Annotated in this window: 17 protein-coding genes; 10 read left to right on the top strand and 7 right to left on the bottom strand. The window is 39.9% G+C overall.

Going from position 1 to position 20,635, the window contains the following annotated elements:
* Positions 1 to 469 precede the first annotated feature (469 nt).
* From G4Y78_RS21125 to G4Y78_RS21090, 8 genes are all read left to right on the top strand, one after another.
* Positions 470 to 2,605 (top strand): type I secretion system permease/ATPase, encoded by a 2,136-nt coding sequence (locus tag G4Y78_RS21125; protein WP_163834883.1) that lies wholly within the window; start codon positions 470 to 472, stop codon positions 2,603 to 2,605.
* Between the two features lie 12 nt (positions 2,606 to 2,617).
* The gene (locus G4Y78_RS21120; protein ID WP_222937552.1) at positions 2,618 to 4,009 is read left to right on the top strand and encodes an HlyD family type I secretion periplasmic adaptor subunit; all 1,392 of its coding nucleotides are present in this window, start codon (positions 2,618 to 2,620) and stop codon (positions 4,007 to 4,009) included.
* 1 nt (position 4,010) lies between these two features.
* Positions 4,011 to 6,236, top strand: coding sequence for a type I secretion system permease/ATPase (locus tag G4Y78_RS21115; protein ID WP_163834882.1), 2,226 nt, complete (start codon positions 4,011 to 4,013; stop codon positions 6,234 to 6,236).
* 167 nt (positions 6,237 to 6,403) lie between these two features.
* Complete coding sequence (locus G4Y78_RS21110) at positions 6,404 to 6,658, top strand: hypothetical protein (RefSeq protein ID WP_163834881.1); 255 nt, start codon at positions 6,404 to 6,406, stop codon at positions 6,656 to 6,658.
* A gap of 210 nt (positions 6,659 to 6,868) precedes the next feature.
* On the top strand, positions 6,869 to 9,322 hold the full coding sequence (locus G4Y78_RS21105) for a carbohydrate binding domain-containing protein (protein ID WP_163834880.1): 2,454 nt from the start codon (positions 6,869 to 6,871) through the stop codon (positions 9,320 to 9,322).
* Between the two features lie 222 nt (positions 9,323 to 9,544).
* On the top strand, positions 9,545 to 10,399 hold the full coding sequence (locus G4Y78_RS21100) for a phytanoyl-CoA dioxygenase family protein (protein ID WP_163834879.1): 855 nt from the start codon (positions 9,545 to 9,547) through the stop codon (positions 10,397 to 10,399).
* A gap of 180 nt (positions 10,400 to 10,579) precedes the next feature.
* Positions 10,580 to 11,329, top strand: coding sequence for an ATP-binding cassette domain-containing protein (locus tag G4Y78_RS21095; protein WP_163834878.1), 750 nt, complete (start codon positions 10,580 to 10,582; stop codon positions 11,327 to 11,329).
* A 1-nt stretch (position 11,330) separates the two neighbouring features.
* Entirely contained in the window at positions 11,331 to 12,821 is a 1,491-nt protein-coding gene (locus G4Y78_RS21090; protein ID WP_222937551.1) for a glycine betaine ABC transporter substrate-binding protein, read from the top strand.
* A 121-nt stretch (positions 12,822 to 12,942) separates the two neighbouring features.
* Here G4Y78_RS21090 and G4Y78_RS21085 read toward each other — a convergent pair whose 3' ends face one another.
* The 4 genes from G4Y78_RS21085 to G4Y78_RS21070 form a co-directional block, all read right to left on the bottom strand.
* Entirely contained in the window at positions 12,943 to 13,524 is a 582-nt protein-coding gene (locus tag G4Y78_RS21085; RefSeq protein ID WP_163834876.1) for a YceI family protein, read from the bottom strand.
* 51 nt (positions 13,525 to 13,575) lie between these two features.
* Positions 13,576 to 14,130: a cytochrome b gene (locus G4Y78_RS21080; RefSeq protein ID WP_163834875.1), complete on the bottom strand. Its 555-nt coding sequence runs from the start codon at positions 14,128 to 14,130 to the stop codon at positions 13,576 to 13,578.
* A gap of 332 nt (positions 14,131 to 14,462) precedes the next feature.
* Positions 14,463 to 14,927, bottom strand: coding sequence for a hypothetical protein (locus G4Y78_RS21075; RefSeq protein ID WP_163834874.1), 465 nt, complete (start codon positions 14,925 to 14,927; stop codon positions 14,463 to 14,465).
* Between the two features lie 223 nt (positions 14,928 to 15,150).
* Positions 15,151 to 15,969, bottom strand: coding sequence for a substrate-binding periplasmic protein (locus tag G4Y78_RS21070; protein ID WP_163834873.1), 819 nt, complete (start codon positions 15,967 to 15,969; stop codon positions 15,151 to 15,153).
* A gap of 153 nt (positions 15,970 to 16,122) precedes the next feature.
* Here G4Y78_RS21070 and G4Y78_RS21065 point away from each other — a divergent pair, with 153 nt between their 5' ends.
* On the top strand, positions 16,123 to 17,250 hold the full coding sequence (locus tag G4Y78_RS21065; protein WP_163834872.1) for a M14 family metallopeptidase: 1,128 nt from the start codon (positions 16,123 to 16,125) through the stop codon (positions 17,248 to 17,250).
* Positions 17,251 to 17,312: 62 nt separating this feature from the next.
* On the opposite strand, the gene G4Y78_RS21060 is transcribed toward G4Y78_RS21065, so the two are convergent.
* Positions 17,313 to 17,582, bottom strand: coding sequence for a hypothetical protein (locus G4Y78_RS21060; RefSeq protein ID WP_163834871.1), 270 nt, complete (start codon positions 17,580 to 17,582; stop codon positions 17,313 to 17,315).
* Between the two features lie 637 nt (positions 17,583 to 18,219).
* Between G4Y78_RS21060 and G4Y78_RS21055 the strand changes: the two genes are divergently transcribed.
* Complete coding sequence (locus G4Y78_RS21055) at positions 18,220 to 18,936, top strand: tRNA/rRNA methyltransferase (protein WP_163834870.1); 717 nt, start codon at positions 18,220 to 18,222, stop codon at positions 18,934 to 18,936.
* A 68-nt stretch (positions 18,937 to 19,004) separates the two neighbouring features.
* Here the strand turns inward: G4Y78_RS21055 and G4Y78_RS21050 are convergent, their stop codons facing one another.
* Both G4Y78_RS21050 and G4Y78_RS21045 read right to left on the bottom strand, forming a co-directional pair.
* Positions 19,005 to 19,772 (bottom strand): substrate-binding periplasmic protein, encoded by a 768-nt coding sequence (locus G4Y78_RS21050; RefSeq protein WP_163834869.1) that lies wholly within the window; start codon positions 19,770 to 19,772, stop codon positions 19,005 to 19,007.
* Between the two features lie 76 nt (positions 19,773 to 19,848).
* A complete protein-coding gene (locus tag G4Y78_RS21045; protein WP_163834868.1) occupies positions 19,849 to 20,301 on the bottom strand; it encodes a cereblon family protein in 453 nt (150 codons plus the stop codon).
* Positions 20,302 to 20,635 lie beyond the last annotated feature (334 nt).

Below are 20,635 nucleotides of genomic sequence, written 5' to 3'. Positions count from 1 at the left end.
CAGTAATGAATCGTAGCTTTTTAGGTGATTCTTATTCTTGTTCTTGCAATGACTCCGCTCAAGGTGGTCTGATTTGTATTACGAGTTATAGCGATTACTTACTTGAATGGTTAAGGCTTTTTAGTCGGGTGGATACATTACAGTTATCAACAATATTCACCAATCACTACAGGTAGGCTTTGTAAACTTTTGACTTTTAAGTAAAAAATCTGCATAAACTTCCAGTTAAATAGTTTTTAGTTGGTCGATTGATCGAAATGTGATCTCTAACAAGGTCTGAACTGTGTTTTAGTTTGTGTTTTTGGTTTGACTGTGGTCATATATGCCAGCTTTTTGATTGTTTTTTGTACAGCATGGGTAGAGTGTATTGTAAAGAAAAAGCTTTTTTTGCAATACGCTTTAGCGAACTTTTCTATAGCCTAAGCGAAATCAGTTTTTAAGTATTATTAAGTTGTTTAAGAGTAGTCGAATGAAGTATCAGCCTGAAGCTGAAGCTAATCAAACCACGCTTACTGCCTTGCAAGGCATGCTGACAATTTCGGTGTTATTGCAAGCGGTTCAAGACCCAAAGCAGTATGAAGCTCAACTAGAAAAGTTAGCTGAGTTGCCAATCAAACAAGCAACCAAGCAGTTTGCACGACAGTTGCAATTAAGTATTAAATTAAAGACTGCTAAAGCTGAAAAAATAGCAGGGCTAGAATTGCCTTTGTTATTTTTGTCTTCTGCGGGTGAATATTGTTTATTACTTAAATTGAATGACAAGCAAGCACTGATACAGCGGCCATCAGTAGGTCGCCCTGAAGTATTGGAAATAACCGAACTACAAGAGTTGTGGCAAGGTCAGATCATAGCGGTGTCAAGCAAGTTGGTTGCTGATGGCTCCAAGCGTAAGTTTGATATCAGCTGGTTTATTCCTGAATTTATTCGCCATCGAAAGTTGTTAAAAGAAGTTATTATCGCCGCCTTTTTTCTGCAAGTGGTAGCCTTGGTTTCGCCGTTATTTTTTCAGGTGGTGATGGATAAAGTACTAGTGCATCAAGCTTTATCGACTCTAGATGTACTGGTGATTGTGTTAGTGATTGTCGCAGTATTTGAAATTGTACTAAAAGGGCTGCGAGAATATTTATTTGCTCACACCACAACCCGTATTGATGCGCAATTAGGCAGCCAGTTATTTAAGCACTTATTAAATTTACCATTAATTTATTTTAAATCCCGTAGTGTCGGGGTGACAGTGATGCGGATTCGGGAGTTGGATACCATTCGCGAATTTATTACTGGGGCAGGGTTAACCTTATTAGTAGACTTAACCTTTACCGTAGTCTTTTTTGCGGTAATGTATTATTACTCGTTCTTTTTGGCTACTTTAGTGCTACTTTCAGTTCCCCTCTATATTGGCCTTTCGGTATTAATTACTAACCCTTTACAAAAGCGTATTGAAAACCTGTTCCAGTGTGGGGCGATTAATAATGCCTTTTTAACTGAAACTGTCAGTGGGGTAGAAACGGTTAAAAGCTTATCCTTAGAGCCACAATTACAACGGCGCTGGGAAAGCCAAACCCACGACTATGTGAAGGCTAATTATCAAGTGCAGTGGTTGCAAGTATTAGCCAGTCAGGGTGTGCAAATTATTCAAAAAGTCACCATGGTATTGGTGTTGTGGTTTGGTGCAAGAATGGTCATTGACTTAGAGTTATCCATTGGCCAATTAATCGCCTTTAATATGATGGCCAACCACGTTAGCCAACCAGTCATTCGTTTAGCAGAATTATGGCAGCAGTTTGTTCAGGCGCGAGTTTCTGTTGATCGTTTAGGTGATGTATTAAATACCGTGCCAGAGCAAAATAATACAAGCAGTCAATTACTCGAAAAGCCAAAAGGGCGTATTGATATTGATAATGTTACTTTCCGCTATCGCCCAGACTTGCCACCAGTGATTAATACTATGTCATTAACCATTCAGCCAGGTGAGTTAATTGGCGTGGTAGGGCCTTCTGGTTCTGGTAAAAGCACTTTAACTAAATTGATCCAACGGTTGTATATACCTGAGCGTGGACGAGTGTTACTGGATGGTCAGGATATCCGACAGTTAAATCCTAACTCTATGCGTAGTCATATAGGTGTGGTGCTACAGGAGAATTATTTATTTAATCGCACGGTGCGGGACAATATTGCTTTAAGCCAGCCTGCTGCGACTATGGATCAAGTGATGAATGCGGCCAAGTTGGCTGGTGCCCATGAATTTATTATTGAGCTGCCTGACGGCTATGACACGGTATTAGCTGAAAATGGCTCCTCATTATCTGGTGGTCAGCGTCAGCGGGTAGCGATAGCGCGAGCTTTATTAAATGACCCCGCTATTTTAATTTTTGATGAGGCCACCAGTGCCCTTGATGATATTTCTCAGGCAGTTATTCAAGAAAATATGGTGGATATCTGTAAAGGGCGAACAGTGATAGTCATTGCCCATCGTTTATCAACGGTAAAAGCTTGTGATCGAATCATTGCGGTTGATAAAGGGCAGATAGTGGAAGCGGGTAGTCACAGTGAGTTAATGGCAACCAATGGTTGTTATGCAAAATTATGGTCAATGCAGCGAGTTTAGTTGGGTGGTGATATGAGTAGTATGGGAAGTCATTTAAAAACAGCCGCTGCGGCTTATCAACAATTAAAAAATGAGCCTGAACCGATTAAACGGCAACGGCATGAATATGAGTTTTTGCCCGCTTATTTAGAAGTAACGGATAAACCGCCTGCGCCATTATCCCGCAAAATTGCCTGGGGTATTTGTGGTTTATTATTACTAGCGGTGTTATGGGCGAGTTTAGGTCACATCGATATTATTGCCAGTGCGACTGGTAAAATTATGGTTAGCAGCCGGACCAAAGTCATTCAGCCATTAGAGACTGCAGTCATTTCTGCAATTCATGTGCGGGATGGGCAAAGTGTTAAAAAAGGTGATGTGTTAATTGAGTTAAATCCTACCGGTGCTGTGGCTGATACTCAGCGTTTAAAAGAACAATTATTATTTGCTCAGTTGGATGCAGCTCGATTGCGGGCATTATTAAGTGATGAGCCGAAACAGAATTTTATTCCCCCTAAAGATGCATTATCTAATCAGGTTGAAGAAGCTGAGCAATTGATGATGAGTCAATATGGAGAAAAGCAGGCTATTAAAAAAACCTATGCCAGTGAAATTAAACAGAACCAGGCACAGCAAAGCTCCACGCAAACGGAATTAACCAGCCGTAAAAAAGTATTAAAAAGTATTAATAAGCGCTTGTCAGCACAACATTCACTGGTTAAAAGAGATGCTTTTCCAAAAATTCAATACCTTGAGTTAGAAGAAGAAAAGCTGCAGTTAGAAAGTGATTTAGCGGTATTAGAAAGCCGTTTATTAGAGCTGAAAGCTGCTGCGGTTAATATTATTGATCGACGCAACCAAGCGGTATTTGAGCGTGAACGGCAATGGCGCCAGCAGCTGTCAGAAGCAGAAAAAACTATTTCCCAGTCACAGCAAGAGTTAATTAAAGCAAAAGAGCGGGCCAGGTTACAAACCCTGGTAGCCCCGGTTACTGGTGTGGTTCAGGAATTGGCCGTACACACCATTGGCGGGGTAGTCAGCCCGGCACAAACCCTGATGGTGGTGGTGCCAGAAGATGCGCTATTAGAAGCTGAAGCGTTAGTGCTTAATAAAGACGTTGGCTTTGTGATTCCAGGACAGGAAGTGGAAATTAAAATTGATAGTTTCCCTTATACTAAATACGGCACTATTCGTGGTGTTATCAGCAATGTTTCTAGAGATGCGGTGGAAAATGAGCAATTAGGATTGGTTTTCCCTGCCAGGGTCGAAATGGAAACCGATCAAATTATGGTTGACGGTCATGCCATTAATTTAGCGCCAGGGATGACGATTACGGCTGAGATTAAAACCGGTGAGCGACGGGTGATTGAATACTTGCTAAGCCCGCTGCAAGAGTATCAGTCAGAAGCATTAAAGGAGCGGTAAGATGCAGCAGGAACAAGTGCAAGATCAAGAAAATACCGCATTAGAGCAAGTCAAAACTGAGTCGGCTATCAATTGTTTGGTTAGAGTGGGGCAGCTATTTGATATTGCCATTGATTCACAACAGTTGTTGCATCGTCATGGTAATTATGAAGCGGCTTATGATGAGCTGGATATTTCTCGCTGTGCAGGGCGTTATGGCTTTAAATCTAAATGGCAAACCCTAGATGCAACCGCATTAGAAAAAATCCCGGTACCTGCTATTTTATATTGGCAAGGCCATTATTGGGTATTAGAAAAAAATGGTGCTGAAGAAACCAGCTGGCAGCTGTATAACGGCAAAACACAGCAAGTAGTTAATATCAGTGTTAAAGCCCTGCTGATAGCAGAAAAGTTGCAGGTCATGCTGCTGAATAAATCGGAAACCGTTAAAGTTAACCAGCTGCCATTTGGTTTTCAGTGGTTTTGGCAGTTTATCAAAAAATACCGCAAGCAGTTTCGAGATGTCATGATTGTCTCGATTTTCTTGCAGTTATTTGCTTTGGTTACACCATTTCTGTTTCAAACTGTCATCGATAAAGTACTGGTAAGCCGTGGTCTATCCAGCTTGCATGTATTGGCTATTGGTATGCTCAGTTTGGCACTGTTTGAGCCTATTTTTACCTTTGTACGCTCCATTGTATTTTCCCACTTGGCAAGCCGGGTTAACTCCGAGCTGACCAGTTATGTTTATCAACATTTAATTGGACTGCCCTTAGCTTTTTTTCGCACCCGTCAAACCGGGGAAATAATTGCACGTATTCGGGAAATGGACCAAGTGCGCAGTTTTATGACGGGTACGGCACTTACATTAGTGTTGGACTTGTTATTTGTTGGTGTGTTTATGGCGGTGATGTTTAGTTATGCACCATTATTAGCCTGGTTAGTGATTGGTTCATTTGTCATTTATGCAGGTTTTTGGCTATGTATAACTCCCAGTTTGCGCAATCGAGTACAGCGGCAGTATGAAAAAAATGCAGAGAATACAGCGTTTCTAACCGAAACCGTCACTGGCATTGAAACCATTAAAACTTCGGCTACTGAACCGCAATTTAATAAACAGTGGGATGAAAAACTAGCTAATTATGTTAAATCCGCTTTTAGTACCTCGTTATTGGGTAATATTGCGGGGCAGGGAATAGGCTTAATTCAGAAACTATTCTCAGCATTATTATTATGGTTTGGTGTTAAGTTGGTGTTGGAAGGTAAATTAACTGTTGGTGAGTTAGTGGCTTTTAATATGTTAGCAGGTCATGTAACTATGCCGGTGTTACGGCTCGCTCAGGTCTGGCAGGAGTTTCAACAGGCATCCATATCCCTGCGGCGGGTGGGTGATATTATGCATCATCCATCGGAAAATAATATTCAGGCTGGAAAAACTTCACAGCCATCAATTGAAGGTGAAATTGAGTTGCGTAAAGTAACTTTCCGTTATCATGACGATGCTCCTGAAGCCTTGAGAAGACTTGATTTAACTGTACAAGCTGGTCAGATGACTGGTTTAACTGGCCGCTCTGGTTCAGGCAAAAGTACCATTACTAAACTAGTGCAACGTTTGTATGTACCGCAAAGTGGCCAGGTATTAGTGGATGGGATGGATTTAGCCTTAATTGATCCGGCTTTGTTAAGACAAAATACTGGTGTAGTACTTCAGGAAAGTTTTCTATTTAATGGTACCATCCGGGAAAATATTGTTATTAGTAAGCCATCTGCTACTGAAGAAGACATGATTAAAGCGGCCACATTAGCCGGTGCTCATGAATTTATTGGTGAATTACAAGGGGGTTACGATACCCCTGTAGGTGAACGTGGTGGTAATTTATCCGGTGGACAGAGACAACGAGTGGCAATTGCTCGGGCATTAATTAATAATCCTAAAATACTGATTATGGATGAAGCTACCAGTGCCCTAGATTATGAGTCGGAACAAACGATCTTACAAAACATGCCGGCTATAGCAAAGGGGCGTACGGTGATCGTTATTGCCCATCGACTCAATGCATTGCAGCACTGTGACAATATTATTGTGTTAGATAAAGGCGAAATAGCTGAACAAGGGACTCATAGTGAGCTAGTGAAATCCAATGGGCATTATGCTGAGCTATGGCAATTACAAACCACAACCAACGTACCAAAAGCACCAGTATCTAGCCCTACTGCTTTTGGTTTGAATGCCTCATTTAAGTTCTAATCAGCTGATAAAAGTAGCTAGAGCCAGGCCGTTCTAAACAGAGCGGCTTGTAATCCTTTCACTTAACACCCTTACCTGCCATCCTTGCTATTTTCTCAGCTATACTCGACAGTATTACTTCCATATCTGCTAGTTTTTGCGGCAGCTTCGAATAAACAGGAGGGTTGATGATTTGGCTGGTGGTTGCACTGTTATTATTGTTGTTGGCAATGATGGTGACTTTATTAAAAGGGGCTGGGAAGTCCCAGGTTGCAGTTGAGGTTAGTCACATGATGGGCAGAATAGAGAGTGCCCGTGCATCCAGTAATGAGGAAAAAGCTAAACAGGAAGCAGAAAAATTAAAACAGTTTCTCGATCAGGAAGGCCTGAAGGGAGGGATATTTGATCGAGCTCGGGAATTAATTAATGAGGTATTAAATTAACTGTTAAAATTCTCGTTTTATGGGAGTGAGTATTCAAAACCCTGAATATATCATATTGCAGTTAGGCAAGGTTTTAGTAATTGCTGATTAATTGCTTTATAAATGAATATACTTGGTTACAAGTATTAAATTTCTTCTATCATCTGTGGTTTGTTTCTCGATGAATTGACGTCTGCTTCGTTAGGGTATGGTTGTTCTATGACCCTATGCATGAGCGAAGCAACGATGAGACTAAAAAGTAAAAAATCATCCGTCACTATGCTGCTTTCGGCAGCTTTGGTTTCACAAGCAGCAGTCACTGCTATGAGTTTATCAGCAGCTGAAGCCTTATTTTCACCAGTTAATGATAACTATCAACAACAAAACTCTATTTCTAAGGCTGAAGCAGAATATATACAGGATCAACGTGAAGTAGATCTACAACTTGAAGTGATTGATGGAAAAATAGTTTTCCCAGAGCAAACAACCCTAAATTTATTTTTAGGGGAATCATTTAATCTACAGGTAAAACGGAGGGAACAGTCGACTACTAATAACGTAGAAATTATTTATGGATATGTGTTTGATAGTGGTTTTGATCATATTAAAAATTATAGTAATGTCATTTTCACAATTAACCACGATACCAACAAGGTAACTGGTTTAATTGAAACTGAATATGATAGCTATTTGGTGCAGCCGAATGAGAATGGTCGATACACTATTATTAAACAGCGAATGCCTGAAATATTAGATCAGCATGTAATACCTGCAGAAAACTGGCAAGTGACTAAGCTTAATGATAAGGATAAAACAGCTAAAGGTGAAACTGATAAAAAAGGTAATTATATTATTGATGTATACCTTGGATTTTCTCATCAGGCAGCAAAAAAAGTAGGTGATCCAAAAGCCGAGGCAGAAAAGTATGTGGCTTCTGTAAATAGTGGGTTAAAAAACTCCGGAGTTAACAATATACGACTTCGGCTAGTGGGTATTGGTTTTACTTCACAGAATCCAGGTATTATTGGCGATGTATTAGGTAAAGTTGAAAAATGGTTTGCGGCTGATGTGGAAAAATTTGCCCCTGACTTAGTGGGGGTTGTGCAGATGCCAACTAATGCTCCAAATAGTGCTGCAGGTTGGGCTGGGGTAACTGGTTATACTCAGGTGGTAGGAGCTCCCTGGCCTAATGCTTGGCGTCATGAGGTAGGCCATAATGTTGGTGGCTGGCACTGCTATGAGGCGGATAAGGCGAAAAAATGGCCATATGCGTTTGGTTATAATAATGGAAAAACCCGCACCCATATGTGTGGTAATTCTTCCAATTTTTATTCAAACCCCGATATTAAAGATGCTAATGGTTTATCCCTGGGTGATAAAACTACTGCAAACCTAATTCGCTTGTGGAAAGAACGTGCAGCGGAAATGTCTAGCAAACGCAAGCACACCATTCCTTTTCCTGATGATATTAATAACCCTATACCTGATCCTAAGCCGGACCCAAAACCTGATCCTAAACCAGATCCTAAACCAGATCCTAAACCAGATCCTAAGCCGGATCCGAAGCCGGACCCAAAACCCGATCCTAAGCCGGACCCAAAACCCGATCCTAAGCCGGATCCAAAACCCGATCCTAAGCCGGACCCAAAACCCGATCCTAAGCCGGATCCAAAACCCGATCCTAAGCCAGATCCAAAACCCGACACTATGTGTAAAAAGCCAGACTTGTTGAAAGGTAATCTGGTTAGAGAGCCTGACTTTAATCAGTTAACACCCTGGAAACGCTTTTATACCAAATCTATCAAGCATGCTATCGAGCAAATGAAAAAAGATTGTGGCTTGGATAATTGGTTAAAAGTGACTGACCGTAAACAGTATTATGATGGGACACTACAAAAACTGGCACAACCATTAGCTGAAAATAAAGAATATGTATTTACGGCTAAAGTGAAGTTACCAAAAGGGGCTGATAAAGATTTAGCCATGGTGACCTTACTGTTGAAAAATGAGTTAGGTGCCTACTACTATCAATATTTAGCTATTAATCAAGTGGATGAAAATGTTAAAGAGTTGAAAAAGCAATTTAAGGTAAATGCATTAGGTAAAGTAACCGACGCCTATATTGTTTTATTTGGCCCAAAGGCAGATAAAGATCTATTGATAGATGAGGTAAAAATTACACCTATAAATGATACTCCGAACCCAGACCCTGATCCGAAACCTGATGATAACAAGGTATTTGAGCATAACTTTGAAGACGACTTGCATGGGTGGCAGTCTGCTTTCAAAATGGGCAAGCTGGAACGAACTGATAAAATGAGTCAGCAAGGCCAGTGGAGTGCTCAGGTTACTGAAAGGGGCCATTGGTATGCCGGTTTATCACTGCCAGTTAAGGAAACGCTAACAGCTAATACGGACTATAAATTCTCTTTATCAGCAAGTTTGGGAGATGAAGCCAAAGCCAGTCAAATGCTGGACGTACAGCTGTTTTATGTAGACGATGAAGGTTATCACTGGCAGCGAATCCATAATATGCTGTTACCAATAGGAAATAAATGGTATCAGGTTGCTGCGGACTTTAAATTACAGCCAAAAGGGCAATTGAAAGCAGCTGAGCTATATATTATTGGTCCTGAGCCTAAAGTTAATTTTTATGTGGATAGTATTAAACTAGATAAAAAATAACCTCAGCATAAATATGCTATTGATTAAGGATACTCCTGGTCATGGATGACCAATTATTCATATCAGCTTTAAACTCCAGTAATATCTCTTAACTTTTTATTACCTTGCATCGCTCGATGCTCTTCATTATTTTATGTGTCAGTTGTAATTGATGAGTTATTTAATTTGGCTTTATACTATGGCCAAAGCGAATAATAAGCGAGCAAGTAAATGGAAACTACTGTGCAAAAATATAATGAATTACAACAATTCACTTGGAATCAACAGAAAGGATTAACCCATGATGCCTGGCGCTTTTATCATAAAAATGGTTTCTTGGTAGTTAATCATTTTGTGGCGGAGCAAACTTGTCAAAAATTAAAAAAACAAGCTTTCAAGATTGCTCAAGACCAGCAGCAACAAGAAACAGTGGTTTTTTCAACAACACACCGTCAGCATGATAAGTCACGCTATTTTATGGAGTCAGCCAATGATATTCGCTGTTTTTATGAAGAGTTAGCTGTGGCTAAGGATGGTGCGCTAACTAAACAAAAGCAGCAGGCTATTAATAAAATTGGCCATGCTTTACACAGATTTGATCCAGTATTTAAGCAATTTGTTGAAGGTAACAGCATAAAGCAGTTAATAAGCCAATTACCGTTGGTTTCACCAAAAATGATTCAATCAATGGTTATTTTTAAACAACCTTATATTGGTGGTGAAGTTGGGTGTCATCAAGATGCGACTTTTCTTTATACTGAACCCTCCAGTGTAATAGGACTTTGGTTTGCGTTAGAGGATGCGACCGTTGATAATGGTTGTTTACATGCCATTCCTGGTGGTCATCAGCAAGGGCTTGCCATGCGTTATTGTAATCAAAATGGTGAGATGCAAATGGTCGAATTGCAGAATATTCAGTGGGAGTTAAATGCTGCTATACCTTTAGAGGTAAAACAGGGTAGCTTGATTATTTTGCATGGCTTATTACCTCATTTTAGTGAGCAAAACTATTCTAGCCGTTCTCGGTTAGCGTTAACTTTCCACTTGATTGATACGCAATGTAATTATTTAGCAGATAACTGGTTGCAGTCAGTCTAGCCCGAATACTTCATCAGATCATGGATATTTTAATACTCGATTAAATTTTCAAACTAGCAAATTTCACTATAAACCCAACACCATTGTGTCTTAGCTGTATTATTAGTATTCAAATAACTTTCATGCTAGGCTATGTTACCTCATAGCCTAATATTAATGTGTAATTATTGAGAAATTAGTTTGAATACGACGAAACCTGGCGATGAGTTAGCAGTAGAACTTTCTCAGATAAGTGTGAAATATCAACAGCTAGAGCTGTTTAGTCGATTAGACTTTGCTCTGCCCCAACAACAAATTACTGCTGTAATAGGGGAAAGTGGTTGTGGTAAATCGACTTTGCTAAAACTTATCAATGGATTGGTAGCGCCTACCTCTGGTTCCATAAGACTCTTTGGTCAAGCCCAAACCCAACCTTTTAATAATACCACCCGACGTGGGATTGGTTATGCTGTTCAGCAGATAGGTTTATTCCCCCATTTGAATGCGTTTGAAAACATAGCCTTATTAGCAAAATTGGATAATTGGCAACAAACGGAAATTGAACAACGAGTGTCTTATCTTGCTGACTGCATGGGGTTAACCATTACTTTATTAGAGCGCTATCCCCATCAGTTATCAGGAGGGCAAGCCCAGCGAGTTGGCTTATGTCGTTCATTAATGGTGAAGCCTGCTGTTTTACTATTAGATGAAGCATTTTCTGCTGTTGATCCTATCACTCGTAAAGAAGTTCATGATCGTTTTTTACAACTTCATCAGGAAGAACCTAGAGCTGTATTACTGGTCACTCATGATATGCGTGAAGCAGTAAAAATAGCGGATAAAATTGCAGTAATGCAGGAAGGAAAAATTGTTCAGCATGGTGCGGTTTCCACGGTCACAGCTCAGCCTGCTAATGACTATGTTGCACGTCTTATCAAGGATCACATTTAATATGCGATTATTGTTGTTTATTATTTTGCTTTGGACGAGTCAATGGGCTGCTGGTGTAACTGATCGTGATAACACTACCATAACGGTGGGCAGTAAAGCATTTAATGAAGGCTATTTACTCGGTGAACTAGTTGCCCAAAAGTTAGAGTCTGATGGTTATAACGTGGAGCGTAAGCTGGGGCTAGGTAAAACAGTTATTACCTATGAGGCATTGCGTTATGGTGATATTGATGTTTATGTGGAATACACCGGTACTTTGGCACAGGCTATTTTCAAGCTAAAAAATACACCGGCTTTTGAGCAATTGAGTCGATTGGCGAAGCAACATGAACTACAGGTATTACCTAGTTTAGGTTTTAATAATACTTACGCGCTGGTGATGGATAAAAATAAAGCCAATAAACTGGGGATAAAAACCATTGCTGATCTTACTAAACACCCTCAGCTGAATTTTGGTTTAACCCATGAATTTATGAAGCGTGAAGATGGTTGGGAAAAACTAGCTGTCCATTACCAGTTAAACCAGCAGCCAGTTGGGATAGAGCACGGCTTGGCATATGAAGCGATTCAAGCAGGAAAAATTGATATTACCGATGCTTACTCCACAGATGGAGATATCAATAAGTTCAACTTACTGTTGTTGGAAGATAATGATGGCTATTTCCCTCGCTATGATGCAGTGCCTCTGGTAAGGGAGGATGCTGATCAAGCAATGGTAACTAGTTTAAAGGAACTAGCTGGTATTTTAGATGAAGCCACTATGCAAAGGTTAAATGGTGAAGTTGTCAATAATGATAAAACCTTTGCTGAAGTAGCCCATCAATTTCTGGTCACAAAAAAGTATAAAAAGGCCAGTGAAGTAGAACTAGAAGGCCCTTGGCAGCAGTTGCCAGGAAATATATTGCAACATTTAAAGCTGACGTTAATTGCTTTAGGGGCTGCCTGTCTATTAGGAATCCCGCTAAGTGTTTACTGCTATCGTAATAGAACGATTAGTCGTGTGGTTATTTATACTACAGGCTTATTACAAACAATCCCTTCTATTGCATTATTGGCGCTATTTATTCCATTATTTGGTATTGGTTGGTTACCCGCAGTTGTTGCTTTGTTTTTATATTCACTCATGCCTATCGTTCGAAGTACAACAACCGCTTTATTGACCATTGACCCAGTTCTGAAGCAAGTAGCGGTAGGCATGGGACTAACTCATAAAGAACAATTGAAAAAGATATATTTACCTTTGGCTTTACCTGCCATGTTTACTGGCATTAAAACAGCAGCGGTAATAAACATTGGTACGGCAACCTTAGCTGCTTTCATTGGTGCTGGTGGGTTAGGGGAACCGATTGTTACAGGGCTAGCACTTAATGACTTTCAATTGGTATTGTATGGAGCAATACCTGCGGCACTACTTGCAGTAGTAACCGAGTTATTTTTTGAGTTAGTAGAAATACGTTATATACCGGCTCATTTAAGAGATCAGTGGAAGTGATTGTAATTCAAAGTACTCCAACTTAAGCCTTCTCCCTTGTGGGGAGAAGATTTGGGATGAGTGGGCTAGTCTGTTACAAGACTAGCAATAGCAACTTTAACTGAAAATAAAGTAGATAATATTAACTTTGACGAATACCTTCGATAGATAAAATCAACTCAACTTCTTGGGAAGCTGGGCCAAGGTCTTTTTTGATATTGAAGTCTTTCAATTTAAATGATGTAGAACCTTGGAAGCCTTGACGATAACCGCCCCATGGGTCTTTACCACCACCAATTTTGGTTACATCAATAGACACTTCTTTAGTGACACCATGTAAAGTCAAGTCACCTACTAAAACAGCTTTATCGCTGCCTTTAGGCATGACTTTTTTACTTACAAAGGTCGCTTTAGGGAATTTTTTAACATCTAAAAAGTCATCACTGCGAAGATGCTTGTCACGCTCTGCATGGTTAGAGTCAATGCTGGCAGTATCGATAGTGACATTTATTTTCGTGGCCTCAGGCTTCTTTTCATCGTAACTAAAGGAACCGTCAAAGGTATTGAAGCGGCCATAAAGCCAGCTATAGCCAAGGTGTTTTACTCTAAACTGGATAAACGCATGGGCTCCTTTAGTATCGATTTTGTAATCGGCAGCCCATAACTGACTTGAGGCAAGTAAGGTTAGTCCCATGAAAACGCTTGCAACTTTATTTAATCGCATTGATAGCTCCTGTTGTTTGAAGGTTATTGTAAGATAGATGTCGTATAGCTGTTATTTTTTTGCAGTACCTAACATCCGTCGTAAAGTGTCGTCTTTATCCAGTACATGGTGTTTAATTGCTGCAAGGCCATGTAAACTGGCTAAACCAATTAAGATAAATGCCAAGTAATAGTGCACAGCGCCTGCATAGCTTTCTAGTTGGTCAATACCTGTAATTAGAGCAGGTACTTCAAACCAGCCAAAAACACTTACTGAGCGGCCATCGGCGGTTGAAATTAAGTAGCCGCTGAAAATAACCAGTAAGATTAACAGATAAAGTGTAATATGGGTTAAATGTGCCAGCAGTCGTTCCCATGCCTGGTGGGTCTCGAGTGGTTTGGGGGCATTGGTAAAGAGACGCCACCCTGCCCTTATAATAAATACAGCCAAAAGTAATAAGCCAATACTTTTATGTATGTCAGGACCTTTTTTATACCAAGGGTCATAGTAGTCAAGCTCTACCATATATAAGCCTAAGGCAAACAGACCTATAATGGTGATGGCAGTGAGCCAGTGAAGCAAAATACTCACTAAACCATATTGTTTAGGGGTGTTTTTTATATGCATTGAAACTTAAAGCCTAACGAATTAAGACACGATATCACTTCTAAACCAATAGCATATTACAGATAACAGTAACATAGGCTATAAAATTCTGAGTTAGTTCATCAAAAAATTTGATGAATTTTTTATGTTAGTTACTGTCTTTGGTGCTTGATGAAGGTTTGAAGAGGGAAAAGGAGCGTTAGGCGTCAGCCTGGAACAATACTGAGTGGTATATATGATCTTTTCTGAATAGAGTAAAGAGTTACTATATCCTGTAAAACTGTGCCGCTAGCTTGTGGAGCAACCACTCTATGCCTTTGAAATGGCTAGAGTGGTTGTACTTACCCATATGTTTATGAATTATGCTTTAACAAATTCATAATGACCACATCATCATCGGGTTTAGGGACAGGATCAGGTTTGGGTTTATTACAGGGTCTAACATCTTGATCATCAGGTTTAGGCTTACAAGGGCGACCATCATGACGTGGTTTCATGAGACGAATGAGCCTTTCCATTTGAGCAGCGGTCAGTACTTGTTTTAATGAGCGAATAGTGGTGTATTTCGCATTGAACGTATCTTTTAATAAGGTGGTTAGCTGTTCGTCAGTGAGACTATGCTTAGCCAGTAGCTCTTCATAACGTTTATTATCTTCGGTGACAATTGTGTTAGTCTTGGTTTGTTGTTCAGTCGTGAGTTCAAGTTTTTTCAGTGCTTCTTCTAATGGAAGTGGCTGAAAGTCTGGACGAGCATAACTGGTATTACCAAGCGTTGTTAATGAAAGTGTTGCTGCCAACAACATTGTTTTTAGTTTCATTGTTGTTTACTCCTTTAAATAACTACATTAAATATAATGTCGTCGCTGTACCTATTAAATTGTGGGTACCTCGGTGTGCTTGATAATAATGAGATAAAAAAACAGTACTGGGACGAGAGTTGTATATTTTAATAGCAATAAGTTCAAAAATTGAATGTGTAGACCATGTTAAGGTTTTACTGTGGTTGGTTAATAACCTTCAATTGAATCAGTTCGAAAAGTGCTAATAAACAACTCGCAGCATGCCTTTTTGATACTGCCAGTTAGTCAATTGATAGTAGTCTGACCATTTTTTTACCAGTGTTTTGAAGCGTCCATTTTTCTTTATCGTATCTAAGGCTTGTTGCCAATGGCTGACTAATTGCGGTGAGGTTTGTTTGGAAGTACCAATAAAAAGCTGGAATTTATAAAGCTCATACACAGGTTTGATTTGGTCAATTGAATAACCAGCTTCTCGCACTATAAAGGGAATATCTAGGTCAGTTTGAGCTAATAGAACTGCTCTATTGATAAACAGCTTTTGTATGGCTTGCTTCCATATTGGGCTGCTGCTTAAGTTAGTGAAACCTTGGCTTTTTAAGTATTGCTCTTTTGAATCGTCAATAACAGTGGCAATACTCGTTACTGTTTTTGCGTCATCCAATGAGCTAATGGTTACCTTGGTCTTTTGCGTACTATATAAAATCGCTTTTTTCTCTGCCAATGGACCAATCCACTGAAATAGCTGTTCCCGTTGCTTGGTGCGGCCCATACTGAATAGAAAGACATTTTCACCATACAATGTATATTGATAGGCTCTAGCCCAGGGGAGTAAGACAATGGGGGTAGAACTATTATTTGTTAAAGCAAGAATTTCTCTGACCACATCTGTGGCAAAGCCTGATACATCACTACCAGCCGCAGACTCTTTACTTGGCCCAATAGAGAAGTTGAGCGGTGGTTCTTCAGAGGTGTATATCTTAATAACAGGAGCAGCAAAGCACGCTAAATTAATAGTAATCGAATATATTGTCAGTAATACTAAAAACAGGAGTTTAGCCATCTAATTTAGAATCTAGCAGTTGTATGGAGTAACTAAACATTTTTTAGCTAAAGGACCTTTTTAATCAGTTGTTAACCAATAATCAGAGTCTATCTGCAATAGTCTGTTAGAAAAGGCTTTATGTAAGTGTAGACTCACTCAAAGGAAGTTCGAATGCATATTAGTGATCAGTTTGAAGGTGGCAATATAGCGGTTGTTTCGTTAGAAGATGCTGATGATATTCAACTGGAAATAAAAAAAGACAATCAGTCTGATTTTTATCAGTGGTTTTATTTTCGGTTTGTTGGTGAGGTTGGCAAAAAATACCAGTTTCATATTATGAATGCTGCAGAGGCTGCCTATGCAAAAGGATGGGAGGGATATCAGGTACTTGCGAGCTATGATCGAGAAAACTGGTTTCGCATGCCTTCCTGTTATGAGAATGGGGTGTTGTCAGTGAAATTTGGTTTGGAAGAAGCCAGCGTTTTCTTTGCTTATTTTGAGCCATATTCTTATGAAAGACATCTGGATTTGTTACAGGCAGCATTGGTTGATGAGCGTGTCTCCATGCATTTGTTGGGGCAGACTTTAGATGGTCGGGATATTAATTTGCTGCAAGTTGGTGAAGTAACCGCTACTTATAAAGTTTGGCTGATTGCTCGTCAACATCCAGGAGAAACCATGGCGGAATGGTTTATTGAAGGTGCCTTGGAAGCATTATTAAACCCTAATCTTGGAGTAGCCAGACAACTGCTTAAGCAAACGGTGTTTTATATTGTGCCTAACATGAACCCTGATGGTAGTGTAAGAGGACATTTACGCACTAATGCAGCAGGCATTAACTTAAATCGGGAATGGCAAAACCCATCAATGGAAAAAAGCCCTGAAGTGCTTTTAGTTAGAAATAAAATGCATGAAATAGGGGGTGATATTTTTTTAGATATTCATGGTGATGAAGTCCTGCCCTATAATTTTGTGGTAACCGCAGAAGGGGTGCCCAATTATAATGAGCATATAGCTAACCTGGAGCAGCGGTTTAAAGATGTCTTTTTGCAGGTAACGCCTGAGTTTCAGGTGGAGCATGGGTATCCGATTGACTCACCGGGTGAAGCGAACTTATCAATGGCAGCCAGTTATTTGGCCAATCACTTTCAAACGTTATCATTAACGTTAGAGATGCCATTTAAGGATAATCAGTTATTGGCTGACCCGTTGACAGGTTGGTCGGCAGAGCGGTCCAAACAATTAGGGAAGGATATTTTAATTCCAATCTGGCAGACATTGGAGTTAATGGAAAAATAGTTATGTTGCTTTTGACAATAGCCAGCACTGGCTGGCTATTTGTACGATAGAGCAGTGATCAATTATTTTTGTGTACACTGGCCACGCAAGTCTTCAGGCATTTCAGAATCAGCAATCATCTGGCGTTCTTCAATGGTTAATGGTTCATGGTTGCAGTAACGTTCCCATAGTTGACGTAACTTGTCCGCTTCAGTATCAACGGGAGTTGGTGCTACTGGCTCAACCTGAGTACTGACTGGTTCGGTGGTTTCACTATGGGTATCAGTAGTGGTTTGGTTACTGCCACAGGCAGTTAATAGCGTGATTGAGAAAATAGTGGCTAACTTTTTCATTATTGCTCCTTTGATTATTGAAGGGTGTCCGCAAAACTACTGCGATTTATCTGGTGCGCACTTTGGCAGGCGCAACCAACCTTTACGAAACCCTCTTTGAAGGCTGATACAAGACTACTAAGCCTGCAAATAAAATGTTTGCAGTAACCGCCTTCGACTTGCTATTTGACGCCTATTGTTGTGCTTATACTGCTTTATGTTGGCTGGCGCATCATAGCTTGGATGTCTTCTATCACTCAAGACTATCTGGCTGCGGAATATACGCATTGGTGACCCTGATCATTATTTTCGAGAGGTTGTTAGCAGTTAAGATTATTTATTGTTCATTTACTGATTTAGAATGCACTGAACTTTGAACCCTGGATTGCTGATGAAATATTAGGGCTGGGTTATTTGAAGATCTATTAACAAGTTGCAGTATAATATACACCTAATGCGAATGATTTTTAGGTAAGGTTATCAAGTGGTTGAAGTCCAGGAGCTAATAAATAATAAGTGACTGGAGTGAATGCCGTTAAATTCTCCTGCATTAACTGCCTTCCCACCATCATTGGTGGTCAGCGAAGATAACGAAGCCTTACAAATTATTCACGAAGGTTATAAGTAAATTTCGTTCATGTAGTGGTCATATAGGAATATGTCAATTTATTTTATTCTGGTCGAACCTAAGCTTCCGGCTAATGTAGGTGCAGCTGCAAGAGCCTTACAGACCATGGGCTTTGCTAATTTAAGGATTGTAAATAGCCAGGCGCATCTAGCACCAGAAGCTCAGTGGGTTGCCCATGGGGCAAGAGAAGTGCTGACAGCGGCAAAACATTATAACCACTTGGCAGAGGCAACTGTTGATCTCGATTTTACTGTAGCGACAACGGTTAAAAAGCGTAGTACCAAGCGTTATTACTATAGTCCTGAGCAGGTCAAGCAGTTGCTTGAAACAAAGGGCGCAACAATTAGTAAAGTGGGTATTGTGTTTGGTCGTGAAGAAAGTGGTTTAACTTCAGAAGAAGTACATCATTGTGACATTGCTAGTAGCATACCTCTTGCGAACCCTCAGCCATCACTTAATCTAGGGCAAAGTATAATGCTGTATGCCTACGTTTTATCAAGTATTGATATTGAACAAGAACAAGAGATACTTGCACCTGAAGGTCAAATGAAAGCGCTAAAAGCCAAATTAGCGTTACTGTTTGAGAGCTTGGCGATTTCCCCTACAGCAGTAGAATATCGCTGGGCGATGGAGAGATTAGGTGTGTTGACAGAAAAAGATATCCATTTTTTGCATACTTTTGCCAGTGATTTGTTAAAGTTGGCTCCTAACGGGGATAATATAAATCCCAATTCAACGGGTAATTAAGCTAAGTATTCAGTATGGGCTCTGTAGGAGCCCAGGTATTTTTTTATGCTTAACAAAGCTGCAAAAAACTAAAACCCATGTTTCATCATTATCTCTTCCATTAGTTTGTTTTCCCTTATTGTTTTTAGACCACGATTAAACGATTCCAGTTTTTTTTTGTATTCAGGGGCTTTTTTGGAAAAAGCAATATAAAGGGGCTTAATTTCTAAAGGAGGATCTAGAAACTCCAATTCTAATGCATACCAAGGATAGCGTTTGGCAATAATATATTGGGCAACATATTTATCGATAAAAATAAGTTGGACACGATTTTTATATAAACGCTTGATATTGGTATCGTCGTTGATTACTTCTTCTTTTACTAAATAGTCTGCTTCATCAAACTCTTTGGTATTGATATAACCTCTCACTACGCCAAAACGATAGTTACGTAGGTCCTTTAAGGCTGCAGCAAGATCTTTGCGTGGATCTACACTGAACTTTATACTTTGATCCTTTCGTTTATAAAATCCGACTGGTCCACCTGGAAAGGGGTCGGAAAAAACAAAATCGGTGAGCCGGTTTTCATCATAATATTCTGGGAATAAACCATCTACATGACCAAGGGTTGCAACGTGGAGTGCTCGAGCCCAAGGGAAAAACAACACCTCCAGTTCATAGCTTGCTTCAGAAAATGCAGCTTTAACAATTTCGTTGACATAGCCTTTATTTTCCAACTCCTGGCCAATATAAGGTTCCCAATTCAGGGTAGATAAAACGATTTTGTCGCGAGCAGCGGAGTAACTACAAAAAAAAGTAGCTAACAATAAAAAGCATGCCAACCTAAACTTACACATTACAAGCACCGAACTACCTAAACAGCTACCTATGAAAAATAGCTGAAAAAGAGCAGCTTGCCAGGGTATTTAATGGTTAACTGGAAATCCGTGGCGAATTTGACGTAACAAGTTTATCCAAGATAATCCCGTAAAAACTGCCACTTTCATCATTTTGCTGAAAATGCCAACCTAGATGTTGTTGACAGCAAGTACACAAACTAATTGCCCAACTACATCCGGTAAACCAAGTTGCCTCTGAATGATACTGACCATACTGATTACAACCTGGTGCAGCACAAAAGCAACCAAACTCAAACGCAAAGCCTGCAGGGTTCATTTTGAGATGAATGTGTTGGCCGCTGATTTCGATGCGTTCATGTTCGTAGGTGATAGTATTAAGGCAATGTTTACACAACAGGGCGGAAGCGGGCTGTTCGAGTAGCTCAACTAACTCGTCAACCTGGGACTTAACTTCTGGTTCGGCAATAACGGGCAAAGAGCCAATAACTGGAACCTTTGGGCTGATAAATAAGTAGTTATTAAACATACATGTCATCCAAGAGCGAACAGACAGGGGCCAGTTGATATTTGGCCCTTGGGCTAAAATGCTGCTCCTTGCATTAGCCTAGTCAGTTCATACTGCATGGTACTTCATCAGCCTTTTGACTACAATTTGTTGGGTGGTTACTACATATTGCTTAATTTTCATAATAGAGTGTCGATAATGTTGCACTGTTGAATATCAAAAAATATTAGTAAGTTTCAACACCCCGTCTTTGTATCATTAAATAAATGTTATACCCTACATTTTTGGTATAAAAACTATTGTTTGATGGTTTTTTACAATATCATCAACAAATGGCTTTTTTCTTCTAAGTATC

The organism is Spartinivicinus ruber (genome assembly GCF_011009015.1).
Classification (GTDB): Bacteria; Pseudomonadota; Gammaproteobacteria; order Pseudomonadales; family Zooshikellaceae; genus Spartinivicinus; species Spartinivicinus ruber.
This window is presented reverse-complemented; position numbering and strand designations above follow the sequence as displayed.

Bases quoted from the DNA above. Each gene is read 5' to 3' on its own strand.
- G4Y78_RS21075 (WP_163834874.1), bottom strand. From the start codon at position 14,927: ATGAAACTAAAAACAATGTTGTTGGCAGCAACACTTTCATTAACAACG.
- G4Y78_RS21050 (WP_163834869.1), bottom strand. From the start codon at position 19,772: ATGTGTAAGTTTAGGTTGGCATGCTTTTTATTGTTAGCTACTTTTTTT.
- G4Y78_RS21045 (WP_163834868.1), bottom strand. From the start codon at position 20,301: ATGTTTAATAACTACTTATTTATCAGCCCAAAGGTTCCAGTTATTGGC.
- G4Y78_RS21105 (WP_163834880.1), top strand. From the start codon at position 6,869: ATGAGCGAAGCAACGATGAGACTAAAAAGTAAAAAATCATCCGTCACT.
- G4Y78_RS21125 (WP_163834883.1), top strand. From the start codon at position 470: ATGAAGTATCAGCCTGAAGCTGAAGCTAATCAAACCACGCTTACTGCC.
- G4Y78_RS21055 (WP_163834870.1), top strand. From the start codon at position 18,220: ATGTCAATTTATTTTATTCTGGTCGAACCTAAGCTTCCGGCTAATGTA.
- G4Y78_RS21110 (WP_163834881.1), top strand. From the start codon at position 6,404: ATGATTTGGCTGGTGGTTGCACTGTTATTATTGTTGTTGGCAATGATG.
- G4Y78_RS21120 (WP_222937552.1), top strand. From the start codon at position 2,618: ATGAGTAGTATGGGAAGTCATTTAAAAACAGCCGCTGCGGCTTATCAA.
- G4Y78_RS21085 (WP_163834876.1), bottom strand. From the start codon at position 13,524: ATGCGATTAAATAAAGTTGCAAGCGTTTTCATGGGACTAACCTTACTT.
- G4Y78_RS21065 (WP_163834872.1), top strand. From the start codon at position 16,123: ATGCATATTAGTGATCAGTTTGAAGGTGGCAATATAGCGGTTGTTTCG.
- G4Y78_RS21070 (WP_163834873.1), bottom strand. From the start codon at position 15,969: ATGGCTAAACTCCTGTTTTTAGTATTACTGACAATATATTCGATTACT.
- G4Y78_RS21115 (WP_163834882.1), top strand. From the start codon at position 4,011: ATGCAGCAGGAACAAGTGCAAGATCAAGAAAATACCGCATTAGAGCAA.
- G4Y78_RS21080 (WP_163834875.1), bottom strand. From the start codon at position 14,130: ATGCATATAAAAAACACCCCTAAACAATATGGTTTAGTGAGTATTTTG.
- G4Y78_RS21060 (WP_163834871.1), bottom strand. From the start codon at position 17,582: ATGAAAAAGTTAGCCACTATTTTCTCAATCACGCTATTAACTGCCTGT.
- G4Y78_RS21090 (WP_222937551.1), top strand. From the start codon at position 11,331: ATGCGATTATTGTTGTTTATTATTTTGCTTTGGACGAGTCAATGGGCT.